The organism is Enterococcus sp. DIV1758, from assembly GCF_051711985.1.
Classification (GTDB): domain Bacteria; phylum Bacillota; class Bacilli; order Lactobacillales; family Enterococcaceae; genus Enterococcus; species Enterococcus faecalis.
The window spans coordinates 2566363-2587478 of sequence record NZ_JBIOOA010000001.1; the positions used below are offsets into that span (position 1 = coordinate 2566363).

Annotated in this window: 22 protein-coding genes; 1 reads left to right on the forward strand and 21 read right to left on the reverse strand. The window is 41.0% G+C overall.

Features of this window, described 5'->3' with window-relative positions:
- Positions 1 to 108 precede the first annotated feature (108 nt).
- From ireK to gmk, 8 genes are all read right to left on the reverse strand, one after another.
- A complete protein-coding gene (gene ireK / locus IGJ52_RS12480) occupies positions 109 to 2265 on the reverse strand; it encodes a serine/threonine protein kinase IreK (RefSeq protein ID WP_010824012.1) in 2157 nt (718 codons plus the stop codon).
- The gene (locus tag IGJ52_RS12485; protein ID WP_010816832.1) at positions 2262 to 3011 is read right to left on the reverse strand and encodes a Stp1/IreP family PP2C-type Ser/Thr phosphatase; all 750 of its coding nucleotides are present in this window, start codon (positions 3009 to 3011) and stop codon (positions 2262 to 2264) included. The genes ireK and IGJ52_RS12485 overlap by 4 nt, the downstream gene beginning before the upstream one ends.
- 1 nt (position 3012) lies before the next feature.
- Positions 3013 to 4392 carry a 16S rRNA (cytosine(967)-C(5))-methyltransferase RsmB gene (gene rsmB, locus IGJ52_RS12490; protein ID WP_033625858.1) on the reverse strand — a complete coding sequence of 460 codons (1380 nt, stop codon included), beginning with the start codon at positions 4390 to 4392 and terminating at the stop codon, positions 3013 to 3015.
- A 5-nt stretch (positions 4393 to 4397) separates the two neighbouring features.
- Positions 4398 to 5339, reverse strand: coding sequence for a methionyl-tRNA formyltransferase (gene fmt / locus IGJ52_RS12495; protein ID WP_002383238.1), 942 nt, complete (start codon positions 5337 to 5339; stop codon positions 4398 to 4400).
- Positions 5332 to 5826 (reverse strand): peptide deformylase, encoded by a 495-nt coding sequence (gene def, locus IGJ52_RS12500; protein WP_438792151.1) that lies wholly within the window; start codon positions 5824 to 5826, stop codon positions 5332 to 5334. Before def ends, fmt begins: the two co-directional genes overlap by 8 nt.
- A gap of 26 nt (positions 5827 to 5852) precedes the next feature.
- Positions 5853 to 8285 (reverse strand): primosomal protein N', encoded by a 2433-nt coding sequence (gene priA, locus IGJ52_RS12505; RefSeq protein ID WP_108120311.1) that lies wholly within the window; start codon positions 8283 to 8285, stop codon positions 5853 to 5855.
- Positions 8286 to 8439: 154 nt separating this feature from the next.
- Positions 8440 to 8742, reverse strand: coding sequence for a DNA-directed RNA polymerase subunit omega (gene rpoZ / locus IGJ52_RS12510; protein WP_002354916.1), 303 nt, complete (start codon positions 8740 to 8742; stop codon positions 8440 to 8442).
- Positions 8743 to 8746: 4 nt separating this feature from the next.
- Entirely contained in the window at positions 8747 to 9361 is a 615-nt protein-coding gene (gene gmk / locus IGJ52_RS12515) for a guanylate kinase (RefSeq protein WP_002354915.1), read from the reverse strand.
- A gap of 222 nt (positions 9362 to 9583) precedes the next feature.
- Between gmk and IGJ52_RS12520 the strand changes: the two genes are divergently transcribed.
- A complete protein-coding gene (locus tag IGJ52_RS12520; RefSeq protein WP_438792152.1) occupies positions 9584 to 11065 on the forward strand; it encodes a DUF1958 domain-containing protein in 1482 nt (493 codons plus the stop codon).
- 42 nt (positions 11066 to 11107) lie between these two features.
- On the opposite strand, the gene IGJ52_RS12525 is transcribed toward IGJ52_RS12520, so the two are convergent.
- The 13 genes from IGJ52_RS12525 to gnd all read right to left on the reverse strand — a co-directional run bounded on the left by IGJ52_RS12525 (position 11108) and on the right by gnd (position 21025).
- Entirely contained in the window at positions 11108 to 11413 is a 306-nt protein-coding gene (locus IGJ52_RS12525; protein WP_002383233.1) for a hypothetical protein, read from the reverse strand.
- 55 nt (positions 11414 to 11468) lie between these two features.
- Positions 11469 to 12353: a YicC/YloC family endoribonuclease gene (locus tag IGJ52_RS12530; RefSeq protein WP_002383232.1), complete on the reverse strand. Its 885-nt coding sequence runs from the start codon at positions 12351 to 12353 to the stop codon at positions 11469 to 11471.
- Between the two features lie 16 nt (positions 12354 to 12369).
- Positions 12370 to 12588, reverse strand: a complete 219-nt coding sequence (locus IGJ52_RS12535) for a YdbC family protein (protein WP_002381076.1) — start codon at positions 12586 to 12588, stop codon at positions 12370 to 12372.
- Between the two features lie 175 nt (positions 12589 to 12763).
- Positions 12764 to 13234: an ASCH domain-containing protein gene (locus tag IGJ52_RS12540; protein ID WP_002354908.1), complete on the reverse strand. Its 471-nt coding sequence runs from the start codon at positions 13232 to 13234 to the stop codon at positions 12764 to 12766.
- Between the two features lie 169 nt (positions 13235 to 13403).
- Positions 13404 to 14057, reverse strand: a complete 654-nt coding sequence (locus tag IGJ52_RS12545) for a bifunctional 4-hydroxy-2-oxoglutarate aldolase/2-dehydro-3-deoxy-phosphogluconate aldolase (protein WP_173975431.1) — start codon at positions 14055 to 14057, stop codon at positions 13404 to 13406.
- Between the two features lie 4 nt (positions 14058 to 14061).
- Positions 14062 to 15135, reverse strand: coding sequence for a mannonate dehydratase (uxuA, locus tag IGJ52_RS12550; protein WP_002388613.1), 1074 nt, complete (start codon positions 15133 to 15135; stop codon positions 14062 to 14064).
- Positions 15136 to 15158: 23 nt separating this feature from the next.
- A complete protein-coding gene (locus IGJ52_RS12555; RefSeq protein WP_002354905.1) occupies positions 15159 to 15611 on the reverse strand; it encodes a PTS sugar transporter subunit IIA in 453 nt (150 codons plus the stop codon).
- 76 nt (positions 15612 to 15687) lie between these two features.
- The gene (locus IGJ52_RS12560; RefSeq protein ID WP_438792153.1) at positions 15688 to 16194 is read right to left on the reverse strand and encodes a PTS system mannose/fructose/N-acetylgalactosamine-transporter subunit IIB; all 507 of its coding nucleotides are present in this window, start codon (positions 16192 to 16194) and stop codon (positions 15688 to 15690) included.
- A 21-nt stretch (positions 16195 to 16215) separates the two neighbouring features.
- Positions 16216 to 17088 (reverse strand): PTS system mannose/fructose/sorbose family transporter subunit IID, encoded by an 873-nt coding sequence (locus IGJ52_RS12565; protein WP_002354903.1) that lies wholly within the window; start codon positions 17086 to 17088, stop codon positions 16216 to 16218.
- Between the two features lie 20 nt (positions 17089 to 17108).
- Complete coding sequence (locus IGJ52_RS12570) at positions 17109 to 17945, reverse strand: PTS mannose/fructose/sorbose/N-acetylgalactosamine transporter subunit IIC (protein WP_002372794.1); 837 nt, start codon at positions 17943 to 17945, stop codon at positions 17109 to 17111.
- A 12-nt stretch (positions 17946 to 17957) separates the two neighbouring features.
- Positions 17958 to 19061: an iron-containing alcohol dehydrogenase family protein gene (locus tag IGJ52_RS12575; protein WP_002401114.1), complete on the reverse strand. Its 1104-nt coding sequence runs from the start codon at positions 19059 to 19061 to the stop codon at positions 17958 to 17960.
- Positions 19062 to 19075: 14 nt separating this feature from the next.
- Positions 19076 to 20077, reverse strand: a complete 1002-nt coding sequence (locus tag IGJ52_RS12580; protein WP_033600541.1) for a D-isomer specific 2-hydroxyacid dehydrogenase family protein — start codon at positions 20075 to 20077, stop codon at positions 19076 to 19078.
- A 12-nt stretch (positions 20078 to 20089) separates the two neighbouring features.
- The gene (gene gnd, locus IGJ52_RS12585) at positions 20090 to 21025 is read right to left on the reverse strand and encodes a phosphogluconate dehydrogenase (NAD(+)-dependent, decarboxylating) (RefSeq protein WP_016614241.1); all 936 of its coding nucleotides are present in this window, start codon (positions 21023 to 21025) and stop codon (positions 20090 to 20092) included.
- Between the last annotated feature and the right edge of the window lie 91 nt (positions 21026 to 21116).

Here is a 21116-nt window from a genome sequence, read left to right on the forward strand (position 1 = left end):
GAGCAGCTTCTTCAGAAATAAGCCGAAATTCCTCGAAAGACGAAAAGCATCTTTCGGAAATTTCTTCTTATTTCTTGAAGCTAAACACTCCTGTCCCAACCTCTTGTCTTAATTACTCGTACTACTTTCACTAGTGGTGCTTTTTGAATCATTTGCTTTTGAATAATAAACCGTAACAGCGTCGCCTTTTTTGACTTTGCTACCAGCGGATGGGCTAGTTCGTTCAACGACTTGGCCATCGCCAGAGCCAGATAATCCTTGTTCATTGATTTTAAGGCCAGCGTTATTGATGCTGTCTTCTGCAGCTTTTGGCGAATAACCTGAAATATCAGGAACAGTTACTGAGTCGCTGCCTTTGCTGACATGTAAAGTAATCGTGTCATTTTTCGGATCAACAGCGGTACCAGAAGCTGGTTCTTGACTAATCACGGTATCTTTTTCAACTTTGTCGCTTTCTTCGTCCACTCGTTTAATTTGAGATTCTGGGATACCTAAAGCAATTAAGCGACTTACCGCATTATCGTAAGAAATTCCGCTATAATCAGAAAGTGTCACTTTGTCGCTACCTTTACTTACATATAATGTCACTTGACCATTTTTAGGTACTACGGTGCCCCCTGGTGCGGGGTCTTGCGTAATGACTAAACCTGGTTCTACCGTATCGCTTGCTTGGTCGACACGCGTAATTTGAGATTCAGAAATACCTAATTGTGCCAGTGCATTTACTGCATTTGTGTAAGAATAACCGGCGTAACTAGGCAAAGTAACCGCTTCTGGTCCTTCACTGACCGTTAAAGTGACGTTGTCTTTTTTCGGATCAACTTTTTTACCTGCAGCTGGTTTTTGTTTAATAATGTTATCTGTAGACACAGAATCACTGTATTCTTTTTTCGTTGTAATTTGGTCTTCTGAAAACCCTAGTTTTTTCAAGGCTTCGACAGCAGATTCATACGATTCCTTTGTATAATCGGCCATCTCAATTTTTTCTGTTCCAGAGCTGATATATAAAGTAACAGATCGGCCTTTTTTCACAGATGATTTTGCTTCGGGGTCTGTTTTGACCACCTTGCCTTCTTCAATCTTATCGTCGGGAATTTTTTTGGTTTCACTATCGACTTTCAGCCCGGCACTTTGTAGCGCTTGTGAAGCGGCCGCTTTCGTTTCATTTGTAACATCAGGAACTTCAACGTCTTTACCGCCCGACATTGCAAAGGCTAAGCCACCTATTGCTAAAGCAATTAATGCCGCAATTGCTAAGCCAATCCACAATTTTTTGCGGTTTTTCTTCGGTGGTTGTTCAGCTAAAATGTCATCTGCGATATCTTCTGGAACTTCGACAGGCGTTGTCTCTTCCGGTTCAGCGATGTCTTCGGGAATCGGAGTTAATACTTTCGTTTCTCCTAATAAAGCCGTTGGTTCCCACGCAGGTTCGTTTAAACGACTGGCTGACAAGGACGTGTATAAGTCTTCTGCCATCTCATTCGCTGTTTTGTAGCGATCGCTTGGGTCTTTTGCGGTTGCGTGACGAACCACATTTTCCAATGATTGAGGAATCCCTGGATCAAACATTTTGACAGAAGGAATTTCTTCTTGAAAATGTTTTAAGGCAATCGTTACGGCTGATTCACCATCAAACGGTACATTCCCCGTTAACATTTCATAGAGAATAATTCCCACAGCGTAAATATCTGATTGGTTAGTCGCCATGCTTCCGCGCGCTTGTTCTGGCGATAAGTAATGCACCGAACCTAACATTGTGTTCGTTTGCGTAATTGACGTTTCTGACAAAGCAATCGCAATCCCAAAGTCAGTAATTTTGACTGTGCCGTGTTCGTCAATCAGAATGTTTTGCGGTTTTAAATCCCGGTGAATAATTCTATGTTCATGTGCCATTGCGACAGCAGATAAAATTTGTTGCGTAATGTCCACAACTGTGGAATAAGGAATTGGGAAATGCGTTTGGATGTAACGTTTTAAGTCCATTCCTTTCACATATTCCATGACTAAATATTGTAGTCCATCTTCTTCGCCTACATCGTACACACTGACGATATTCGGGTGAACCAGCTCAGTTGCGGCTAGTGCTTCACGCTGAAAACGTCGGATGGCGGCTTGATCGTTTTGGAAGTCAAAGCGCAAGACTTTTACTGCAACGTCTCGGTCTAAAATTAAATCGTGTGCTAAATAGACGTTGGCCATGCCGCCGCTTCCGATGCTGCCAATAATGTGATATCGACCATTCAGCTTCTTGCCGATTTCTATCATTGGTTTTCCTCCTTCTGTTCGTCAAAGTGTATCACTAACACGGTAATGTTATCTAAACCACCCGCTTCATTTGCTTGGGCAACGAGTTGGCTTAATTTGGATTCTAAGGGATCTGACGTCTCTAAAATTTCTAAAATTTTTGTCTCAGGAACCATATTGGTTAAGCCGTCCGAACATAACAATAAATAGTCATTAGGCAGCCATTCATGATTGGTTACATCGACTTCGACAGTGCCAGGCATTCCCAAAGAACGTGTTAGGACATTTTTTCGTGGATGATTTGCAGCCATCTCACGAGTAATCTCCCCTGATTTTACTAGTTCATTCACTAAAGAATGATCTTCTGTTAATTGTAACATGTGTTGGTCACGAACTAAATAAGCACGACTGTCCCCCACATTTGCTAAGACAAATGAATCCGGTAAAAGGATGGCACCAACCACGGTTGTCCCCATTCCTAAATACTCTGGTTTCGATTGTCCGCATTCATAAATTTTTTCATTTTCCTTTTGAATTGCTTGAATTAACCACTGTGCAGATTTTTCAGCTGAGTCGACAGACGCATTGGACCAACTCTCACCTAAATTATTGACTGCCATTTGGCTAGCGACATCACCTGCTTGGTGGCCACCCATGCCATCTGCTAAAACAGCAAAGGTTATGTGTTGTTGGTTCTCAAAAACGTTGGCATAATCTTGGTTCGTATTTCTTTTGCGACCGACATCTGATTGAACGTTGATTTCCAAATTATTTCACCTCATTTGAACTAACTTTCCGCATACAGCAAATAAAGAAGCCATCTGTCATGTATTGATGGGGATACAGAACCAGTTCTTGCTCTTTTACTACTGCTTGGACGTTTTCATTTGCAACAATTTCAATTTTTTCAAATTCAGGGTGTTTGGCTAAAAAGGCTGCCACTACTTCCTGATTTTCTTCTGGCGTAATAGTACAAGTGCTATAGACCATTATACCCCATTGTTTTAGTGTTGGGGCAACACTTTCTAAGATTTCTAACTGAATTTTAGGTAAATTTTGAAAATCACTGGCCGTTTTATGGTATTTAATGTCTGGTTTACGGCGCATTAGCCCTAAGCCTGAACATGGTGCATCAACTAAAATCCGATCAAAGGTTTCTGCGGGAAATTCTTCGGCCACTTGTCGCGCATCAAGCTTTTCTGCTTGGACGACATCCGCCACATGGAGGCGTTGCGCATTTTCATTAATTAGCTTAATTTTGTGCGCATGAATATCTAAAGAAGTCACACGACCACCTGCTTCAGCCTCTAAAAAAGTTGCGATATGAGTCGTTTTGCCACCAGGAGCCGCACAAGCATCCAAGACACGATGATGCGGTTCAATTTGCATCGCTGGAGCCACGAGCATAGAGCTTTCATCTTGAATGGTTAAACAACCGTTAATAAACAGTTCACTGCCAGCTAAGTAGCCTTTTTCAGCGACAACACCATAAGGGGAAAGTTGACTTTCCTTCGCGGCAATCCCTGTTTCTTGTAATTCTTCCAGCGCTTCTTCTCGTGAAATAAACCGCGTGTTTACTCGACCACTCGCATGACTTTTTTCAAATAATGACAAACCTAACTGCCGTGTTTCTTCTTCGCCTAATTGGGCAAGTAATTTTTCTGTTAACCAACGTGGCATGCTAATTTCCGTGGCTAAACGATCAACTGGATCGCTAATTGCTGCCAAACTAGGTGCTCCATTTCGTTGGAACGCCCGCAGCACGCCATTCACGAATTTACCAATCCCAGGATTGCCACGACGTTTGCCAATTTCAACCGCTTCATTAATGACTGCATGATCGGGCACTTTATCTAAATAAAGTAATTGATATAACGATAAAATCAATAAATTTTTCACCCAATTATCGACTTTTTGCGGTTTCTTAACAAATGGTGTTAAGTAGTATTCCAACAATAATTTGCGACTAATTGTGCCGTAGACAAGTTCTGTAAACAAGCGGCCATCTTTCTCGCTTAGTTCTGATTTTGTCATCATTTCATTAAGTAAAAGATTGGAGTACGCCCCACCTTTATCCACACGTTCGATGGTTTCTAAAGCAACGTATCGAACAGAACGTTTTAATTTCTTGGGGATTTTTTCAGCCATTTTTGTTAGTCCACCTTATCTTTTTCTGCGACATTTTGACCAACGCCATTTAAAAATTCTTGAATCGTTAATTGACCTTTACCTGCTGGTTGCAGGCGATCAATTTGAAGGACTGTCCCTTCACCACAAGCAATCCACAGCGCTTTTTTACTACGTTGGATAATCGTTCCTGGGGCGCTGGTTGTTGTTTCAGTCAGTGGTGTCACTGCCCAAATTTTCCAGTTGGTCCCTTGGTAGGTTGTGAACGCTGTTGGCCAAGGACGCATACCACGCACTTGGTTATCAATTGCCTCAGCGGTTTTTTGCCAGTCAATTCGTTCTTGTTCTCGAGTAATATTTGGTGAAAAAGTAGCCTCTTCTTCCACTTGTGGAATAGGCGTGATTTCGCCAGCAATTAGCTTAGGTAACGTCTCTAATAAAAGTTCTTTTCCTAGAATGCTTAATTTTTCAAACATAGTGCCTACATCATCTTGTTTCGTAATCGGAATTGCACGTTGCGATAAAATCGCGCCAGCATCCATTTTTTTCACCATTTCCATAATCGTGACGCCTGTTTCTTTTTCTCCTTCAATAATCGAGTAATGTACAGGTGCGCCGCCACGATATTTTGGTAAAAGTGAGGCATGGACATTAATCGCACCTAGTTTGGGCGCTTTTAAAATTTTCTCTGGTAAAAATTGCCCAAAGGCTGCTGTCACAATTACATCTGGTGCTAAGTCAATCACTTTTTCCATTTCAGGAGAACCTGAAATTTTCTCTGGTTGTAAGACTAATAAGTTATGTTTTAAAGCTGCTTCTTTGACAGGCGTTGGGGTAATCACTTTTTTTCGGCCAACTGGTCGATCTGGTTGCGTGACAACCGCTTGAACGTCATAGCCTGCCTCGATTAAACTTTCTAAAATCGGAACAGAAAAGGCTGGTGTGCCCATAAATACAATTTTAGTCATCAAAATGTTCCTCCATATACGCTTCTAAATCTTCTGGTGCAATTTTCTCAATCATTTTGTCGATAAATAACTCGCCATTCAAATGATCAATTTCGTGTTGAAAAGCTCGAGCTAAATAGCCGTAAGCCGTAACTTCCATTTCTTCACCTTCACGGTCAAAATAACGGACAGTCACTTCATCTGCTCGTTCAACGGTTCCATATGTTTCTGGAATACTTAAACAGCCTTCCACATCAATACTGGTTCCTTTTTTTTCAATAATCACAGGATTAATTAGTTCAAAACGACCAGATTCTTCATCGATTTCAATCACTGCCATTTGCAAATTTTTCCCAATTTGCGGGGCTGCTAAGCCAATCCCATCATGGGCCAGCATTGTTTCATACATGTCCTCTAGTAAATGCACAATTTCATCGGTAATAATCGTCACAGGTTGAGCCTTCATTTTTAAGTGTTCGTTCGGGTGAATCACAACTGGATAGCGCATAAGTGCTCCTTTCAAAGCTGTATTTTTTAAATAAAATTCATGGGTTCTGCATCAATGGAAAGTTTTAAACCACGAGCCGTTGCTCGTTGTGTATCGGTTAAAATTTCTTTCAATAATGGTTGAAGCATTGGTTCTTGTTTATACTTGATAATCACTTGATAAAAGTACCGATTATTGACACGCATAATTGCGTTGGGCGTTGGTCCCAACAAAATAGCTTGCGGCGATAAGCCTTGTTTTAATTTCGTTGCAATTTGAAACATTTGTTTCGCTGCTTCATTTTCTTCAGGATGGCTGGCCGTAATTTGGACCGTAAAATAGTACGGCGGATAATTCCCACGATGACGAATATACATTTCTTTTGTATAAAAATCTTCATAATCTTGGGCTTTTGCCAATTGTATCGCATAATGCTCGGGGTTAAAAGATTGAATGATGACTTCTCCCGGTTTTTCAGCGCGACCAGCGCGGCCGCTGACCTGTGTCAATAATTGGAAGGTCCGTTCACTGGAACGAAAATCGGGTAAATTCAAGGCGGTATCAGCATTTAAGACACCGACTAACGTCACATTTGGAAAGTCCAGTCCTTTGGCAATCATTTGTGTGCCTAATAAGATATCCGCTTGTCCTTCACCAAATGTTCGCAAAATCTTTTCATGCGCACCTTTGCGACGGGTCGTATCAACATCCATTCGGAGAATACGACTGTCTGGTAACAACGTTTGTAATTCTTCTTCTACTTTTTGTGTGCCTGTTCCGTAGTAACGAATTTTATCTTGGCCACAGTTAGGACAGCGATAAGGAATCCGCTCTTCATGCCCACAATAATGACATTTCATTGTTTTGCTATCCATATGCAAAGTTAAGGAAATATCACAATTCGGACACGGCAACACATAGCCACAATCGCGACACATCACAAATGACGAATAGCCACGGCGATTAAGCAGGAGAACACTTTGTTCGTTTTTCTCTAAGCGTTCTTGGAGTTTTTCTTGCAACGACATGGAAAAAGAAGAGACATTGCCATTTTCTACTTCTTGACGCATATCCACTACATCAATCGTGGGCAAGGTTGCCGCTTGATTGGCACGCTGTGTTAATCGTAACCGCTGATAAACGTTTTTTTGCGCACGAGCGCGTGATTCCAAGGATGGCGTGGCACTGCCTAAAACAACAGGGCAATGATGATACTCCGAACGCCAAATCGCTAAATCTCTCGCGTGGTAGCGGGGGGTTTCTTCTTGTTTATAACTTGCCTCGTGTTCTTCATCAATAATGATCACACCGATGTTTTCGATTGGCGCAAAAATGGCAGAACGCGCGCCAACCACCACTTCCGCTTCTCCTCGTTCAATCTTCCGCCACTCATCGTATTTTTCACCTTGCGATAAGCCACTATGCATTACAGCAACATGTTCGCCAAAGCGACTTTTAAAGCGTTGCACCATTTGTGGAGTTAAAGAAATTTCAGGAACAAGCATAATGGCTGTTTTGCCTTGGTTAAGAACTTCTGCAATGACCTGTAGATAAACTTCTGTTTTCCCGCTTCCTGTAATACCTTCCAATAAATAGGTTTGACTTTGCTGTTCTTGGACCGATTGTAAGATTGTTTCCACAGCCACCTGTTGTTCTGCGTTCAAAGATAACGCAGTCGTTTTTTCAAACGTCTGATTAGCAAACGGATCACGATACGCTTCTTTTTCAATGAACGTTAACCAGCCGTTTTTGGCCGCTTCATTTAAAAGCGCGGTACTGAAACCTAATTCTTTCATTTCCTTCACAGCGGTGACTTTTTCAGTGCCCAAGCGTTGTAAATAGTAAAGAAGTTGCTCTTTCTTCTTAGCTCCCTTGCGTAAACCCAAACGAATTTCCTCTAGTTGTTCAAATTCCTTAGCGGCTTGAATGAAGCGGACCATTTTGACTTTATTTCTCGTCGTAACTTCGTAGCGAATATCGACTTTTTGCTGTTTACGCAACGCCATTAGTTGAGGCAAAATCCCACGTTCTTGCGCTTGGTCCCACGAAATTTCCTCTAAACCATAAAATAACTGATCTTGTAATTCTTCAGAAAGCTCATCCGTTAAATAAATATATTTTTGGTAATCGGCACGCATTACGCTAGGCAACATGGTTTGCAAACAAGTGATTTTAAAGGCAAACGTTTTTTCCTTCATATAATCAGCTAAAGCCAACATTTCTGTATTTAAGACAGGTTTTAAATCCAACACCGCCACTAGTTCTTTCAACTGAACGTTGGCTTCGTCAAGAACCGTTGCAGCCATTGGTTCAATGGCTAGAACAAACCCTTGAACATGCCGATTACCGTTACCAAAAGGCACTTCTACACGCATGCCGACAGCCAATTGCTCATTTAAATTTTCAGGAACTAAATAAGTGAATGGTTGATCGGTTTGCATCGTTGGTACATCCACAATAACTTTGGCTACTTTTTGCATGGTGCATCCTCCTTTTTATGTAAATTCTCTTTGCCTATTGTACTAAAGATTGACTGATTTGTCTTGTGTGTCTCGTTGGCACCTTTCAGAATAAACGAAGAGAAAGCCTCTGAAATAGACAGACGGCTTTCTCCATTCGTTGACAATCATTCAATTAATTTTTTTCGTCACGTAAACGGTTTTCTAATTCTTTTTGCTCTTGTTCACGTTGGCGTTTGCGTTCTTCACGTTCAATGCGTAGACGTTCGCGTTTTTCTTCAGGATTTGGATCACTGATCACTGTTCCTGCTTCGATTTCTTCTAACGCACGACCCACACTTTTTACAGAATCAAAGGATTCAACGGTTGGTTGAACGCCTTCATCTAATTCATGCGCACGTTTGCTTGCTAAAATAACCAAAGAATATTTTGAAGGGACTTCTTTTAACAATGAGTCAATTGACGGTTTTAACATCATAAGGCTACATCTCCTCTAACATTTTAATATATTTTCCAATTACACGGTCAACACGGAAGTGCTCACTCGCGATAATGTCTTTAATTCGTTGCACGGCTAAAGGAACTTCATCATTCACTACCGCATAATCATACAGCGCCATCATTTCGATTTCTTCTCTGGCCACAGCCATTCGTTCTTCAATCACAGACATTTCGTCTGTTCCACGGCCAATAATTCTTGATTTTAATTCCGCTAAATCGGGGGGTGTCAAAAAGATAAATACGCCATCAGGCACTTTGTCTTTGACTTGTTTAGCCCCTTGGACTTCGATTTCTAAAAAGACGTCTTTACCTTCATCTAGCGTCTGGTTAACATACGTTAATGGTGTCCCATAATAGTTACCAACATATTCCGCATATTCCAACATTTCTCCAGCTTCAATCATCGCTTCAAATTCTTCTCTTGAACGGAAATAGTAATCTACTCCATCCACTTCGCCTTCTCGCTGTTTCCGAGTGGTCATTGAGATTGAATATTGAAAATCATTTTCTTCACTGTCGAAAATAGCCTTTCTTACAGTCCCTTTCCCCACTCCTGAAGGACCTGACAATACGATTAATAACCCGCGCTCTGACATAACGACTTCCTTTCAAAACATAATTTCACAGTATTAGTTCTATTTTGCACTTTTTTTCTGCAATTTTCAAGACTTTCTTGGAGATTCACTGAAAAAATAACATTTCTTCTTTAATTTGGCTTTCATAACTTGTTCTTTTTTTAAACAAATTACCTAGAATTCCTATACAGGCAGCCATTTTTTAAGTAAAATGAAGTGATGACTCCTTTAGGATGAAAAAACGTGAATAAGAAAGGACTGAGAAACATCGCACGAATTAAACCATTTACATTGTTTCTGCTAGGCTTAGTTGTCAGTTATGGGGCCTTTTTTGCCCAACCTACTGTGACTCACGCAGAAGAAGATATTACCGCGATTGCTAAAAAAATGGGGACGACTCTGAAAGCGGATGGCATTCCCAAAGCAGCCATCGTTGTTGATGCTGATTCAGGAGAAATTCTCTGGTCGCAGCAACCAGATTTAGCGTGGAATCCTGCCAGTATTGCCAAAGTGATGACCATGTACTTGGCCTTTGAAGCAATGGAGCAAGGAAAATTTACAATGGATACCACTGTGACTGCTACGCAAAAAGATGTCGATATTTCTAAAATATATGCCATTAGTAATAACAAAATTACGTTAGGTGTGGCTTATCCAGTCCGTGAACTGTTAAAAATGATTGCTGTCCCCTCTTCTAATGTGGCGACTCTCATGTTGGCAAACTTAATTTCAGGGAACCAGCCTACTGACTTTGTTCATTTAATGAATCAAAAAGCGGCTGAACTAGGGATGACAAATACTACCTATTACAACTGCAGTGGGGCGCAAGCAAGTGCCTTTAACGGCCTGTATCAAATGCAAGGAATTGACCCAAATGGCGATAACGTCTCTACAGCTAGAGATTTAGCTTCACTAACCTATCATTTTCTGAAAAATTATCCAGAAATTTTAGAAATCACCAATAAACCAGTGGTGAAAACAATGGTCGGCACGCCTTACGAGGAAACTTTTGAAGCGTACAATTATTCTTTGCCAGGCGCTAAGTATGGCTACCAAGGCGTGGATGGTTTAAAAACAGGCTCTAGTCCAACAGGTGGCTTTAACTATATTGCGACTGTCAAACAAGGGGATTTCCGTTTAATTGAAGTCATTTTAGGCGTTGGTAATTGGCAAAACCAAGATGGTGAATACGAACGTCATGTGGCTGGGAATGCTTTGCTGGACTATGCCTATACGACATACGAACGCAAAAAACTTTTAGACAAAGGACCACAAACCATTGATCACAAAAAAGTCACTTTGGCTAACGATTTATACGGTGTCGTTCCCAAAGGCAGTCAGCCTACTTTTAAATTAGTAGCAGGGCAGGTGCAAGTCGACACGCCGTTGACATTGTTAAATAGTACTGTTCAAGCGCCTAAAGTGGCTTACCAAGAAGTTAAGCCAAAACAAACAACAGCTGAAGCTGCGGAAGAATCAAACGAACATTCTGGGGATACCACCGTTGCAGAACCGAATCATTTTATTCCCAAATCGATTGCCACAAGTGTTTTAGTCCTTTTCGGGCTGATTTTCTCAGTAATTACCCGTCAGCTTCAAAAACGTTTAGAACGTCAGAAAAAACACGGCAAAGAAAGCAGTAAAACTGCATCCATGCGGACAATCTTTTTAAGTGCCGCAGTTCTTTCTTTCCTATGCGCCGTTGGCTTGTTTCTTTTATTCTAATTAAAAAAATACCACCAAGCGTGAAATGCTTGGTGGTATTTTTTATAAGCCCATATTAGAAAGCGTATTGACCACGTTCATCAATTCATCGCGACGACGAACTTGTTTGTCGACAGGGCCGTCAACTTCTTTCACGTCAATGCGAACAACAAAGTGACGATTTAAAGTTACAAACGTGTCTTCGTTAATTTGGATATTTAATTCTGTTTCAGAATAGCTTGCACAAGCATCTTGCCAGACGTCAAATGGTTCTCTGTCTGAAGCGACTTCTGTTTTTACCACAGAACGACCACTTAATTCTTGAAAGGTTACATCATAAAATTTAGTCATTGCTTTCACCTCTGTCATTTATTCGTTACTTCTATATTATAGCGTTTTCTGGAAAAACACGAAACCCTTTTCTCTATTCGACATTTTGAATTTGTTCACGAATCTTTTCTAAGGTTGTTTTCATTTGAACGACACTATTTTTTATTTCAATTGGACTTGATTTCGAACCAATCGTATTGACTTCACGGTTCATTTCTTGAATTAAGAAATCTAGTTCTCGGCCCACTGGTTCTGTTTCATCAAGCAACTGATGCAACTTATCAATATGGATATCCAAACGATCCAATTCTTCATGAATATCGCCTTTTTCCAATAAAATGGCCATTTCTGTTAATAAGCGTGTTTCATCCACTTGGCTCCCTAACCATTCGTTTAATTTCGCTTCAAAACGTTGACGGTATTCTTGTTCAAAAACGCCCACAAACGCTTGCAGTTCTTGAATTGATTGGGTCAACACTGCTACATAGTCAAGCAGGACTTGTTTAATTTGCGTTCCTTCTTGCACACGGCTTTGGTCAAGACTAGCGATGGCTGCTTCAAATGCTTGAACAAGAAATGGTTCAAATGTCTGATCAGCAATTTCTGCTTCCACTATTTCGACAAAATCATTTTGCTTTAGTAAATGGTTGACCGTGTCCCCTGCATCAAACGTTGCTTCCGGATAGTTTTCCTTTAAATGTTGATCTACCGAAGTTAATAATTGATCAATTAAGTCCCACTGCACGCGCACTTCTTTTTGATTGTTGCCGATTTTTTGGAGATTTACATAGACTTCCACACGTCCACGTTTTAACGTGCGTTTGATTACTTGCCGAATCACCAGTTCATAGGCATTCAGTTCCTTTGGCATACGCAATTGAATATCTAAAAACCGCTGGTTGACACTTTTGACTTCGATATCCAATTGATAATTTTCATTTTGAATGGTCTTTTTTCCAAATCCAGTCATACTTTTCATTGACAGGGTGCTCCTTTTACATGGATTTAATTGTTTTGCTTAATTCAGCAAATTCTTCGTTGGTTAAGGTGATGCCTTTACCCATTTTTTCGTGATCAGGGGCCCACTCACGCAAATCAAATTTTGGTGGACGACCATTCCAACTAATTAAATTCAATTCTTTACGCCAGCCACGAGCATTCTCAGATAACACAGCGACTTCTTCTAAAATTTCATATGAAAATTCTTCTTTCATAACATTCACTCCTTGTTAGTATTCCTTAGGTTATTGTACCATCTTTTCCTCGACACTTAAAATACACATCTCTTTTCTATCACCCTGTCTATATAAACATACGCAACTTTTTCAAAAAATCAGTAAAAAAAGCGACAACTGCTCGTTTCAATCGTGTCAGTCACCGCTTCTCTGTCTATTCTTTTTCTGTATAAAGATCCACTACTTCAAAACTTTGGCAAACTAACAGCATGTCGGGATAAAATTGTAGCTGATAGGGGGCCAGTTCTTCTTTAAAGAACCGCGCATGCTCTTCATACCAATAATCCAACGTCAAATCTCCTTCACCTTCCGCTTGTGCAAAAGATTCTGAGACCTTATTCATGGGCATAATTTCAACTTTGGTTGTTCGAATAATAGCCAGCGGTTGAGACTGACCATCTAAAATTATGTCGTATTGACCAGCTTTAGGGAGTTGTTCTTCTTCCATTTTATAAATATCTAAAGAAGAACATGTCGCTGTCTTACGACCAGAAACAACCAATTGACCCAAACGATTACCCATCTCAGAAGAGCCATCACCAAACATCCACACATCGGGCATCAACATATCTAATTCATGTTTATCTAAAAAGTTTTGCCAAAACACTTCTACATTTTTTAACATCCTTTGCTCTCCTTTTTATTTTTACTTCATTCACGCAACCTTCTTTCACTAATTATACATAACTGATTGCTTTTCTCCTATACTATTTTTACAAAATGAAAACTAAAATAATGTCAGTAACATTTGGACAGAAAAAAAAGGACTAAGTAACAAAACTTAGCCCATCTTTTTATTTTGCTTGTCGTTCTTTGATTTTCGTGAGTAAAGATTGAACATGCTGGCGTGCCGAAGCTTCATCTTCTTGAAGCATCTTTTCCGATAAAATAAAGGAGCCGCCCACTGCTAATACTTCTTTGGCTTCCACATACTCTATAAAGTTTGTTTCATCAATCCCGCCAGTTGGTAAAAATTGAACATCATAAAACGGACCGCTTAAACTTTTAATGGCTTTTAACCCGCCATAAATATCGGCTGGGAAAAATTTAACCACTCGTAAGCCATACACCAGCGCTCGCTGAATCTCCCCAGGCGTAGCTGTTCCTGGAAAAATAGGCACCTCGTTTGCCAGACAAAAATCAATGACTTCTGGAACAATTGCTGGGGAAACAATGAACTGTGCACCGTTCGCTACTGCCTCTTGGGCTTCTTTCAAGGTTCTAACAGTTCCTGCGCCCACAATTAAATTCCCTGAAGCAGCAAGTTGTTTGATGGCAGGCAAGGCCAGCTGACTCCGAAAAGTGACTTCAATAAACGGTAATTCGTTTTCTACTAAGACTGATTCTACTTGTGGCAAATAGCGTAAATCTGTTGCAGTGTATAGTGGTAAAAGTTTACATGTCGCTAATTGTTGATACAGTTGATTTTTTTCAACTTTTGTTTCCATTCTGTCACTTCCTATTTTGTTTGGCTTTGGTTGCTTCGTACAGTCCTTGAATATAGGTCAACCCCATTGCTCGATCGTATAAACCATAACCAGGCATCGCTTTTTCATCCCAAATTGCCCGCCCATGGTCAGGGCGAATAACGCCTTCATACCCTACGTCTACCAGTGCTTGCATTAATTCCGCCATATCTAACGAACCAGCGACACTCGGATGCGCCGTTTCTTCAAAACGATGCTCACCTAAATACTTCACATTGCGGAAATGAACAAAATTAATTCTGTGACCTATTTCACGAATCATAGTAGGCAAATCATTCGTCGGGTCCGCACCGAGGGAACCTGTACAAAATGTAATCCCATTTGCTGGTGAGTCCACCAAGGAAAGGATCCGTTTTAAATCCGCTAAATTTTTAGTGATTCTTGGCAAACCAAAAATTTCCCAAGGTGGATCATCGGGGTGAATCCCCATTTTGATATTTTCTTCTTCACATACAGGAATCACACGTTCTAAAAAGTAGCGCAAATTTTCGACCAAATCTTCTTCCGTTACGCCGGCATACATGGCTTTCAATTCTTGAAATTGTTGCAAACGCTCCTCTTCCCAACCTGGTAACCGGAATCCTTTTGACTGACTGTGAATTAATTGATACATGTCTTCTGGCTGCATGTTCTCTACCACAGCTTGATCAAATAACAACGATAAGCTGCCATCTTCATTCTCATACGCCAAGTCCGTTTTAGCCCAACCAAAAATAGGCTTGAAACTGTAGCACACTAAGGAAATTCCACATTTCCCCAAGTTACGTAACGTTTGGCGATAATTATCAATATAGTGGTCTCGTTGATCCGTTCCCGCTTTAATGGCATCATGAATAGCGACACTTTCAATTCCTAAAAGTGCTAATCCTTCTTGTTCCACCGATTGTTTAAGTGCCTGAATTTCGGCTACTGTCCAAACATCACCTGGTAGTTTATTTAACAAGGTACCGACAACGCCAGTAATTCCTGGAATCTGTCGAATGTGTTTTAACGGAATGGCATCGCCTGCCGCTCCGTACCATCTAAATCCCCATTTCATTGCTTTCACCCTTTACTACATTCTTAAAAATCATCGTCCTCATCCTCTTCGTCCTCAAAGGAAGTCATAGAAATATCCCATGCTTGCACACTTTCTTTGCCTTGCGCAACAATCGCTTGCGCCGCTTCAGCAATCGGTGTGCCTAATAATTGATGGTTTATCGCTTCTAAGACCATTGGTAGGTTGGTACCACTCACCACAAAGATTTTCTTTTGTAGTGCTGGTTCGAGTTCGTTAATCACCAAAACTGCCTGATTGTAAGGACTCGCACTTAATAAGTCAACCATGACCAACACGCCATCCCCTTGTTGGACGTTCTCAATCGCTGTTTTAATTTGTCCGCCTAGTGCTTGGACATCGTCTCCACTATTTAGATTAACGGTTTCGATATTTTCGGTTGCGCCCATAATCACGGTAGCTGCGTCTTTCGCACCGTCACTTAGTGCACCGTGTGTAGCAATCACAATCCCTAACATAAAAGTTCCTCCTTCAATTCAGTGGCTTGAGTCATTACTTCAAACAGTCATGCAATGACTCAAGCGACTGGTCTTTTTATAAATTAAATTTGCCTAGAACCTCTTTTAAACTAGTTTTTGGTGCAGAAGGCGTTGCTTGGAAATAAATATCTTCTACGCCGTACACCTCATGTAGTTCTTTTAATTTTTCAGCATCTTCTTTGTTTAAATAAACAGATTTGGTTACTAATAAATCTTTTTCCGGATTCTTCTGTGCAATACCGCCGATGTTTAACTCCTTCATAGGGACTCCGTGTTTTACTAAGTCATAAATTACAGAGACGGTTTTAGCGATTAAAATACAGTTGTACTCTTTGAATTGGTATTCATCCCAATAAAATTTGGCTTTTCCCGGCGTAATGACGATGGTTTTTTGTCCTGTCCGACTGCCTGCACTTTTGTATAAATCACGCATAAATTTATCCTTTGCCACCACTTCATCGACAACGAAAATGGAATTAACGCCACTTTTTTGAGACAAGGTCACCATCACTTGTCCATGAATTAATCGTTCATCTACTCTTGCTAAATTTACTACGCCCATCTGATTCACGTCCTTTTCTTTTTATAAAATACCGACTGTTGCTAAGACAATTAAGATACCTGTTAACCACAATAATGCTTGCGTAACTTTCAAGCCTTTTTTCGTATAGAACCAATACACGCCCATTACGACAGCTAGCGGCAAGAGTCCTGGGACAATCTGATCAAGGATATCTTGGACCACAAACTCACGGCCAGAAAGTTTAAATTGAAGGGTTGAAGAAACTTTGACATAATTACCAGCTAAAATTCCCATCATGAACAACCCTAAAACAGATAACATTTCAATGGCTTTTTGAATCCCCGCACTTTGCATTAAGCCTGTAGCATTCCGCCCCATTTTGAAGGATTGTCTCGCAAAGAACACACCTAACAGTACTTGATAAAGGGCAAACGCCACAAAGGGGAAAATCGCGCCTAATGCGCTACCTTGTTGCGCCCACGGCACCGCAATCGCAATAAAAATATATTGAACCGTGCCTGAGTCAATCGCATCACCAATCCCAGCTAACGCGCCCATCAAGCCAGCTTTGGTGTTATACATTAAATCATCTTGCATCATGATTTCGCGGCCTTCATGTTCTTCTTTGGCCCGCTCTTGTTCCATAGAAGCCATCAACCCAGTAATGACCCCGCCACCCCAACTTAATTGCGTATTGAAAAACAGCAGTTGACGCATATAAGCGGCTTTTAATTGTTCATCGTCTTTATATAATTTCTTTAAAAGTGGCATCATTGCGTACAATAACGAAGGCGCCAAGTAACGTTCAAAGGAATGGGGAATTTCATTGGCAAAATGCCAACGGAGATAGGCTTTTGTAACATCTTTATTGGTAATTTCTTCTGGTGCTAAATTCGTTGTTTTCGGCACAACTTTTTCTGTTGTTTCCGTCATTTCAGTTCCTCCTTTTTCTTTTAAAACCCGTCATCGTAATCGTCATCATCATCAAAATCAGTGGTGGCACTGGCGGAACTAGCACTTTCTGCTACAGGTTTGCCTTTTTGGACTTGCACAAAAATTAACGCAATAATTACGCCAAAGATGGCATACGTTACCATGGTAATTTCCAATGACTTAAAGACGATACTCATGAAGTATGCAAGGAAAAAGAAAACCAAGAAATCTTTTCGACCAATGACATAGACCGTTGTCGCAATCCCAATTGCGGCTAAACCACCACCGACTACTTCTAACACGTGAATCACAACGGTTCCTTCTAATGCTTTAATAATATCGGCAATGACTGGTGCCCCTAGATAAAGAGCAAAAAAGACTAATGGAACGAATAAAATAAATGAGGCAATCGTTGGATACCAGATAATTGAGCGGGCAATTTTTTTAGAATTTAGTTCAGCCACCGCACGATCGGTATACTTCCCTAAAAACGTGTTAATAAAGAAACGGAATTGATATAAATAACTTCCTAAAAGACCGACAGGAACCGCTACGGCGATAGCCGCTTCCGGCTTCAAATTCCCTAGCAACGCAACTGGCACAGCAATCGCTGCCGCAATTGATGGTTCTGCTGGCATAGAGCCACCTGGTGAAAAAACACCCATGTAAATCATTTGTAATGCTGCGGTGACAATCATCGCTTTCGGGACATCGCCCATCACTAAACCTGCTACTAACCCTGTCATTAAGGGCGAGAAACGCAACGTTAACGTTGCTCCTCCTCCAAGCCATCTGGACATAATTGCCGCCACCCAAAGCGCCATTATCAAACTTTGTAAAACACTTAACGTTTCCATAGTTCCTCCTTCTTATCCTTGGTTTTGGATATACTTTTCTAGCTCTTCAATCCCTTGACGTAAACGTTCTTCCGAAATCTCAATAGGAATTAAATGAACCTTTTCTTTTGAATCAATAAATTGAACCATTGCATCGAGTACTGCTTCTTCTGGGTAAAGGCCCATTTGTCGTAACGACATGGGCAAGTTTAGCTCTTGATAAAAGGGGATTAATGCGTCTATGATGGCCCACCTTTTTTCCAATGCTAATTGATAGAAGATGCCGTAAGCTACTTTTTCGCCATGTAAATAGTCATGACTTTTTGGTAAAAATTTACTCATAGCATCATGCATGGCGTGTGCTGCTGCATTGCGGGCGTATTTGTCGCCGAAGCCGCCGACTAATCCGGAAACGGCGAAAACAATTTCTGAAAGATGGACAAATTCAGGCGTGAGTTTGCCCTCGTCCATCGCTGCTAAGGCTGCTTTTGAGTCCCGCATAATCGCTTCTTGCGAAAGCTTGGCGGTCGCTCCCGCTAATTGTAAAAAGGGTTCCCCTTGCAAATGGGCTTGGCGTAAAATGGTCTCTGATTCATACCATTTCGCTAACGTATCAGCTAAACCAGCGACAAAATAATCACGGGGCGCATCAAGAAGCAACTTAGGATCAGTGATTAAAAACGCAGCTTGGCGAAAGAAATGTTCCGTTTTGCCTTCGGCCGCGCCATTTTCTTGATACATCACAGCTAACGGTGTCCACGGCGCACAGTTACTAGCTAAAGTAGGGACCAAGCCAAAATTCAGATTGTTTAAATGGGCGCTGTAGCCCACTAAATCGGCTAACTTACCGCCGCCGACTCCCAGAAGAAAGTCAATCTGGTGTTCCTTTATTTGCTGTGAAATTTGTTCGGCGCCAAAATAACTACATTCTCCTGTGTAAGTGTGATAGAAGAATTGATACTCTGAATCTGCCAAGAAGGGCAAAAATGGCTGAGCTTTTTCAAAGGATACGGTGCCATGCACCACCAAAATTCGTTGGGCGTGATATTCCTTGAAAAGTGACGGCACCGAAGCTAAGGCGCCTTCGTGGTAACGATAAAATTGCGGTCCAACTTTCACTTTTAAATCAGTTAACATGCTCCTCCTCCTTCTTAACTAACGTAACGACTGACTTCTTGCACTGCCCGTTGAGGTAAAATACCTTGCACCACGTCTTCCACATCTTGCACGCATTTTTCTCCCATCGCTTGCAGGCATTCCCTGGTATAAGCGGAGGTGTGCGGCGTCATTACTACATTTTCAAACGCAAGATAAGGATGATTTTTCCGACCTGGTTCCTCTTCTAAAACATCTGTCCCAAGCCCAGCAATTTTGCCCGATTCTAAGCCGGCAATCATGGCTTCTTCATCAATCAAGGCGCCTCGTGCGCTATTGGAAAGATAGACGCCGTCTTTCATCTTGGCAATTTCCGCCGAGCCAATCATGTGATAACTTTCTTCAGTTAAATTGGCACATAAACAAATGATGTCTGCTGAAGCTAGCAACGTATCTAAGTCTACTTTTTTGGCTCCATAACTTTGCAGATAAGTGGCGGATTTATAGGGATCATACGCTAACACGTCACAGCGAAATCCGTTTCGTAACGTCTCAACGACACAACTTCCTGTGTTCCCAACACCAATGACACCCACAGTTTTGTTAAATAATGTCCGACCGACAAAATTCGCTCGTTTTTCCCATTGATCTGCTTTAACGCTGGCATCTGCAGCCACGGTTTGCCGTAAAACAGCTAGTAAATTTGTGACATTGTTTTCCGCCACGGCATCTCGTTCTACTAAAGCTGGGATGATGGAAACAATTGTGTCATGCTGTTTTGCAGCGTCTAAATCGATGTTGTTATACCCAATGCCATGGCGAGAAATCAGCAATAATTCATCTTTATGTTCAAAAAATTCTTTCGTGAAAAATGGCGTCACGCTAGCAATAATAATCGTATATCCTTGTAAACATTCCGCTAACTCTTTGCCACCAATTTCACTGTCGACTGTAAAATGCTTCACGGTGCCTATTTTTTCTAAGCGCGTCAAGTGTTCAGGAAAAATTTGACCAAAACTACTGGAATTCACTATGGCAATTTTTTGTTTTTTTAACATGACTAAACTCCTTTACTGACTTTTTACGACTTCATGCCCGCCAAATCCTTGTCGCAAAGAAGCGACCACTTTGTTTGAAAAATGATTTGCTAGCATACTTTCATTTCGAGTAAATAAGGACAACGCTGTCGTTGGGACGGGCATCTCCAAACGCAATGCTTCTTCAATCATCCATTTGGCTTCGCCATTTGCTGCAACTTTCCCTTCTAAATTGGCTAACGTAGGATTTTCTGCAAAAACCTCTTTCGCTAAGCCCATCAAGCGAGCTTCAATAATCGAGCCGTGATTCCACACATCGGCTACTTTCTCCAACGCAAAATCATATTCGGCGGCTTCTAATAAATTGAATCCTTCGCCCATGGCTTGCATCATGACGTACTCAATCCCGTTATGCACCATTTTCAAATAGTGACCAGCTCCTGATTTCCCAGCATAAAGATATCCTTGTTCACAAGCTAAATCTTCAAAAAATGGGGTTAACACTTTGACAGCTTCAGGCGCACCGCCAACCATTAAACACGCTCCTTCCCGCGCTCCTTTGATGCCACCAGAAGTACCACAATCAATAAAATAAATTCCTTTTTCCTTAGCAAGCTGAGCATTCGCGACACTATCATGAAAATTTGAATTGCCACTATCCACAATGATATCCTCTGGTGCTAATTGCTCTACCAATTCTGCCACTAATTGATTGGTAATCTGACCAGCGGGGGTACTTAAAAAAATCACCTTCCTTTTGTTAAGCGCTTTCAATAATTCTGACAACGAATCTACAACGGAAAGCCCCTGCTCTCTAGCAGTCGCTCTTGCTTCCTTTGTTACATCAAAGCCAATAACGGGCCAGTCTTGTTCGTGAACATTTAATGCCATGTTCAAACCCATTTTCCCAAGTCCAATAAAGCCAATGTCCATTTTTCTTTCACCTGCCTCTTTTGATACTTCAATCATAAAGGATAAAAAAAATAATGTAAACGATTACACTAATTAAAAAATATTTTTTATTTTTTAGCAAAAATCTTGCCTGCTCAAAAGGTAAAAC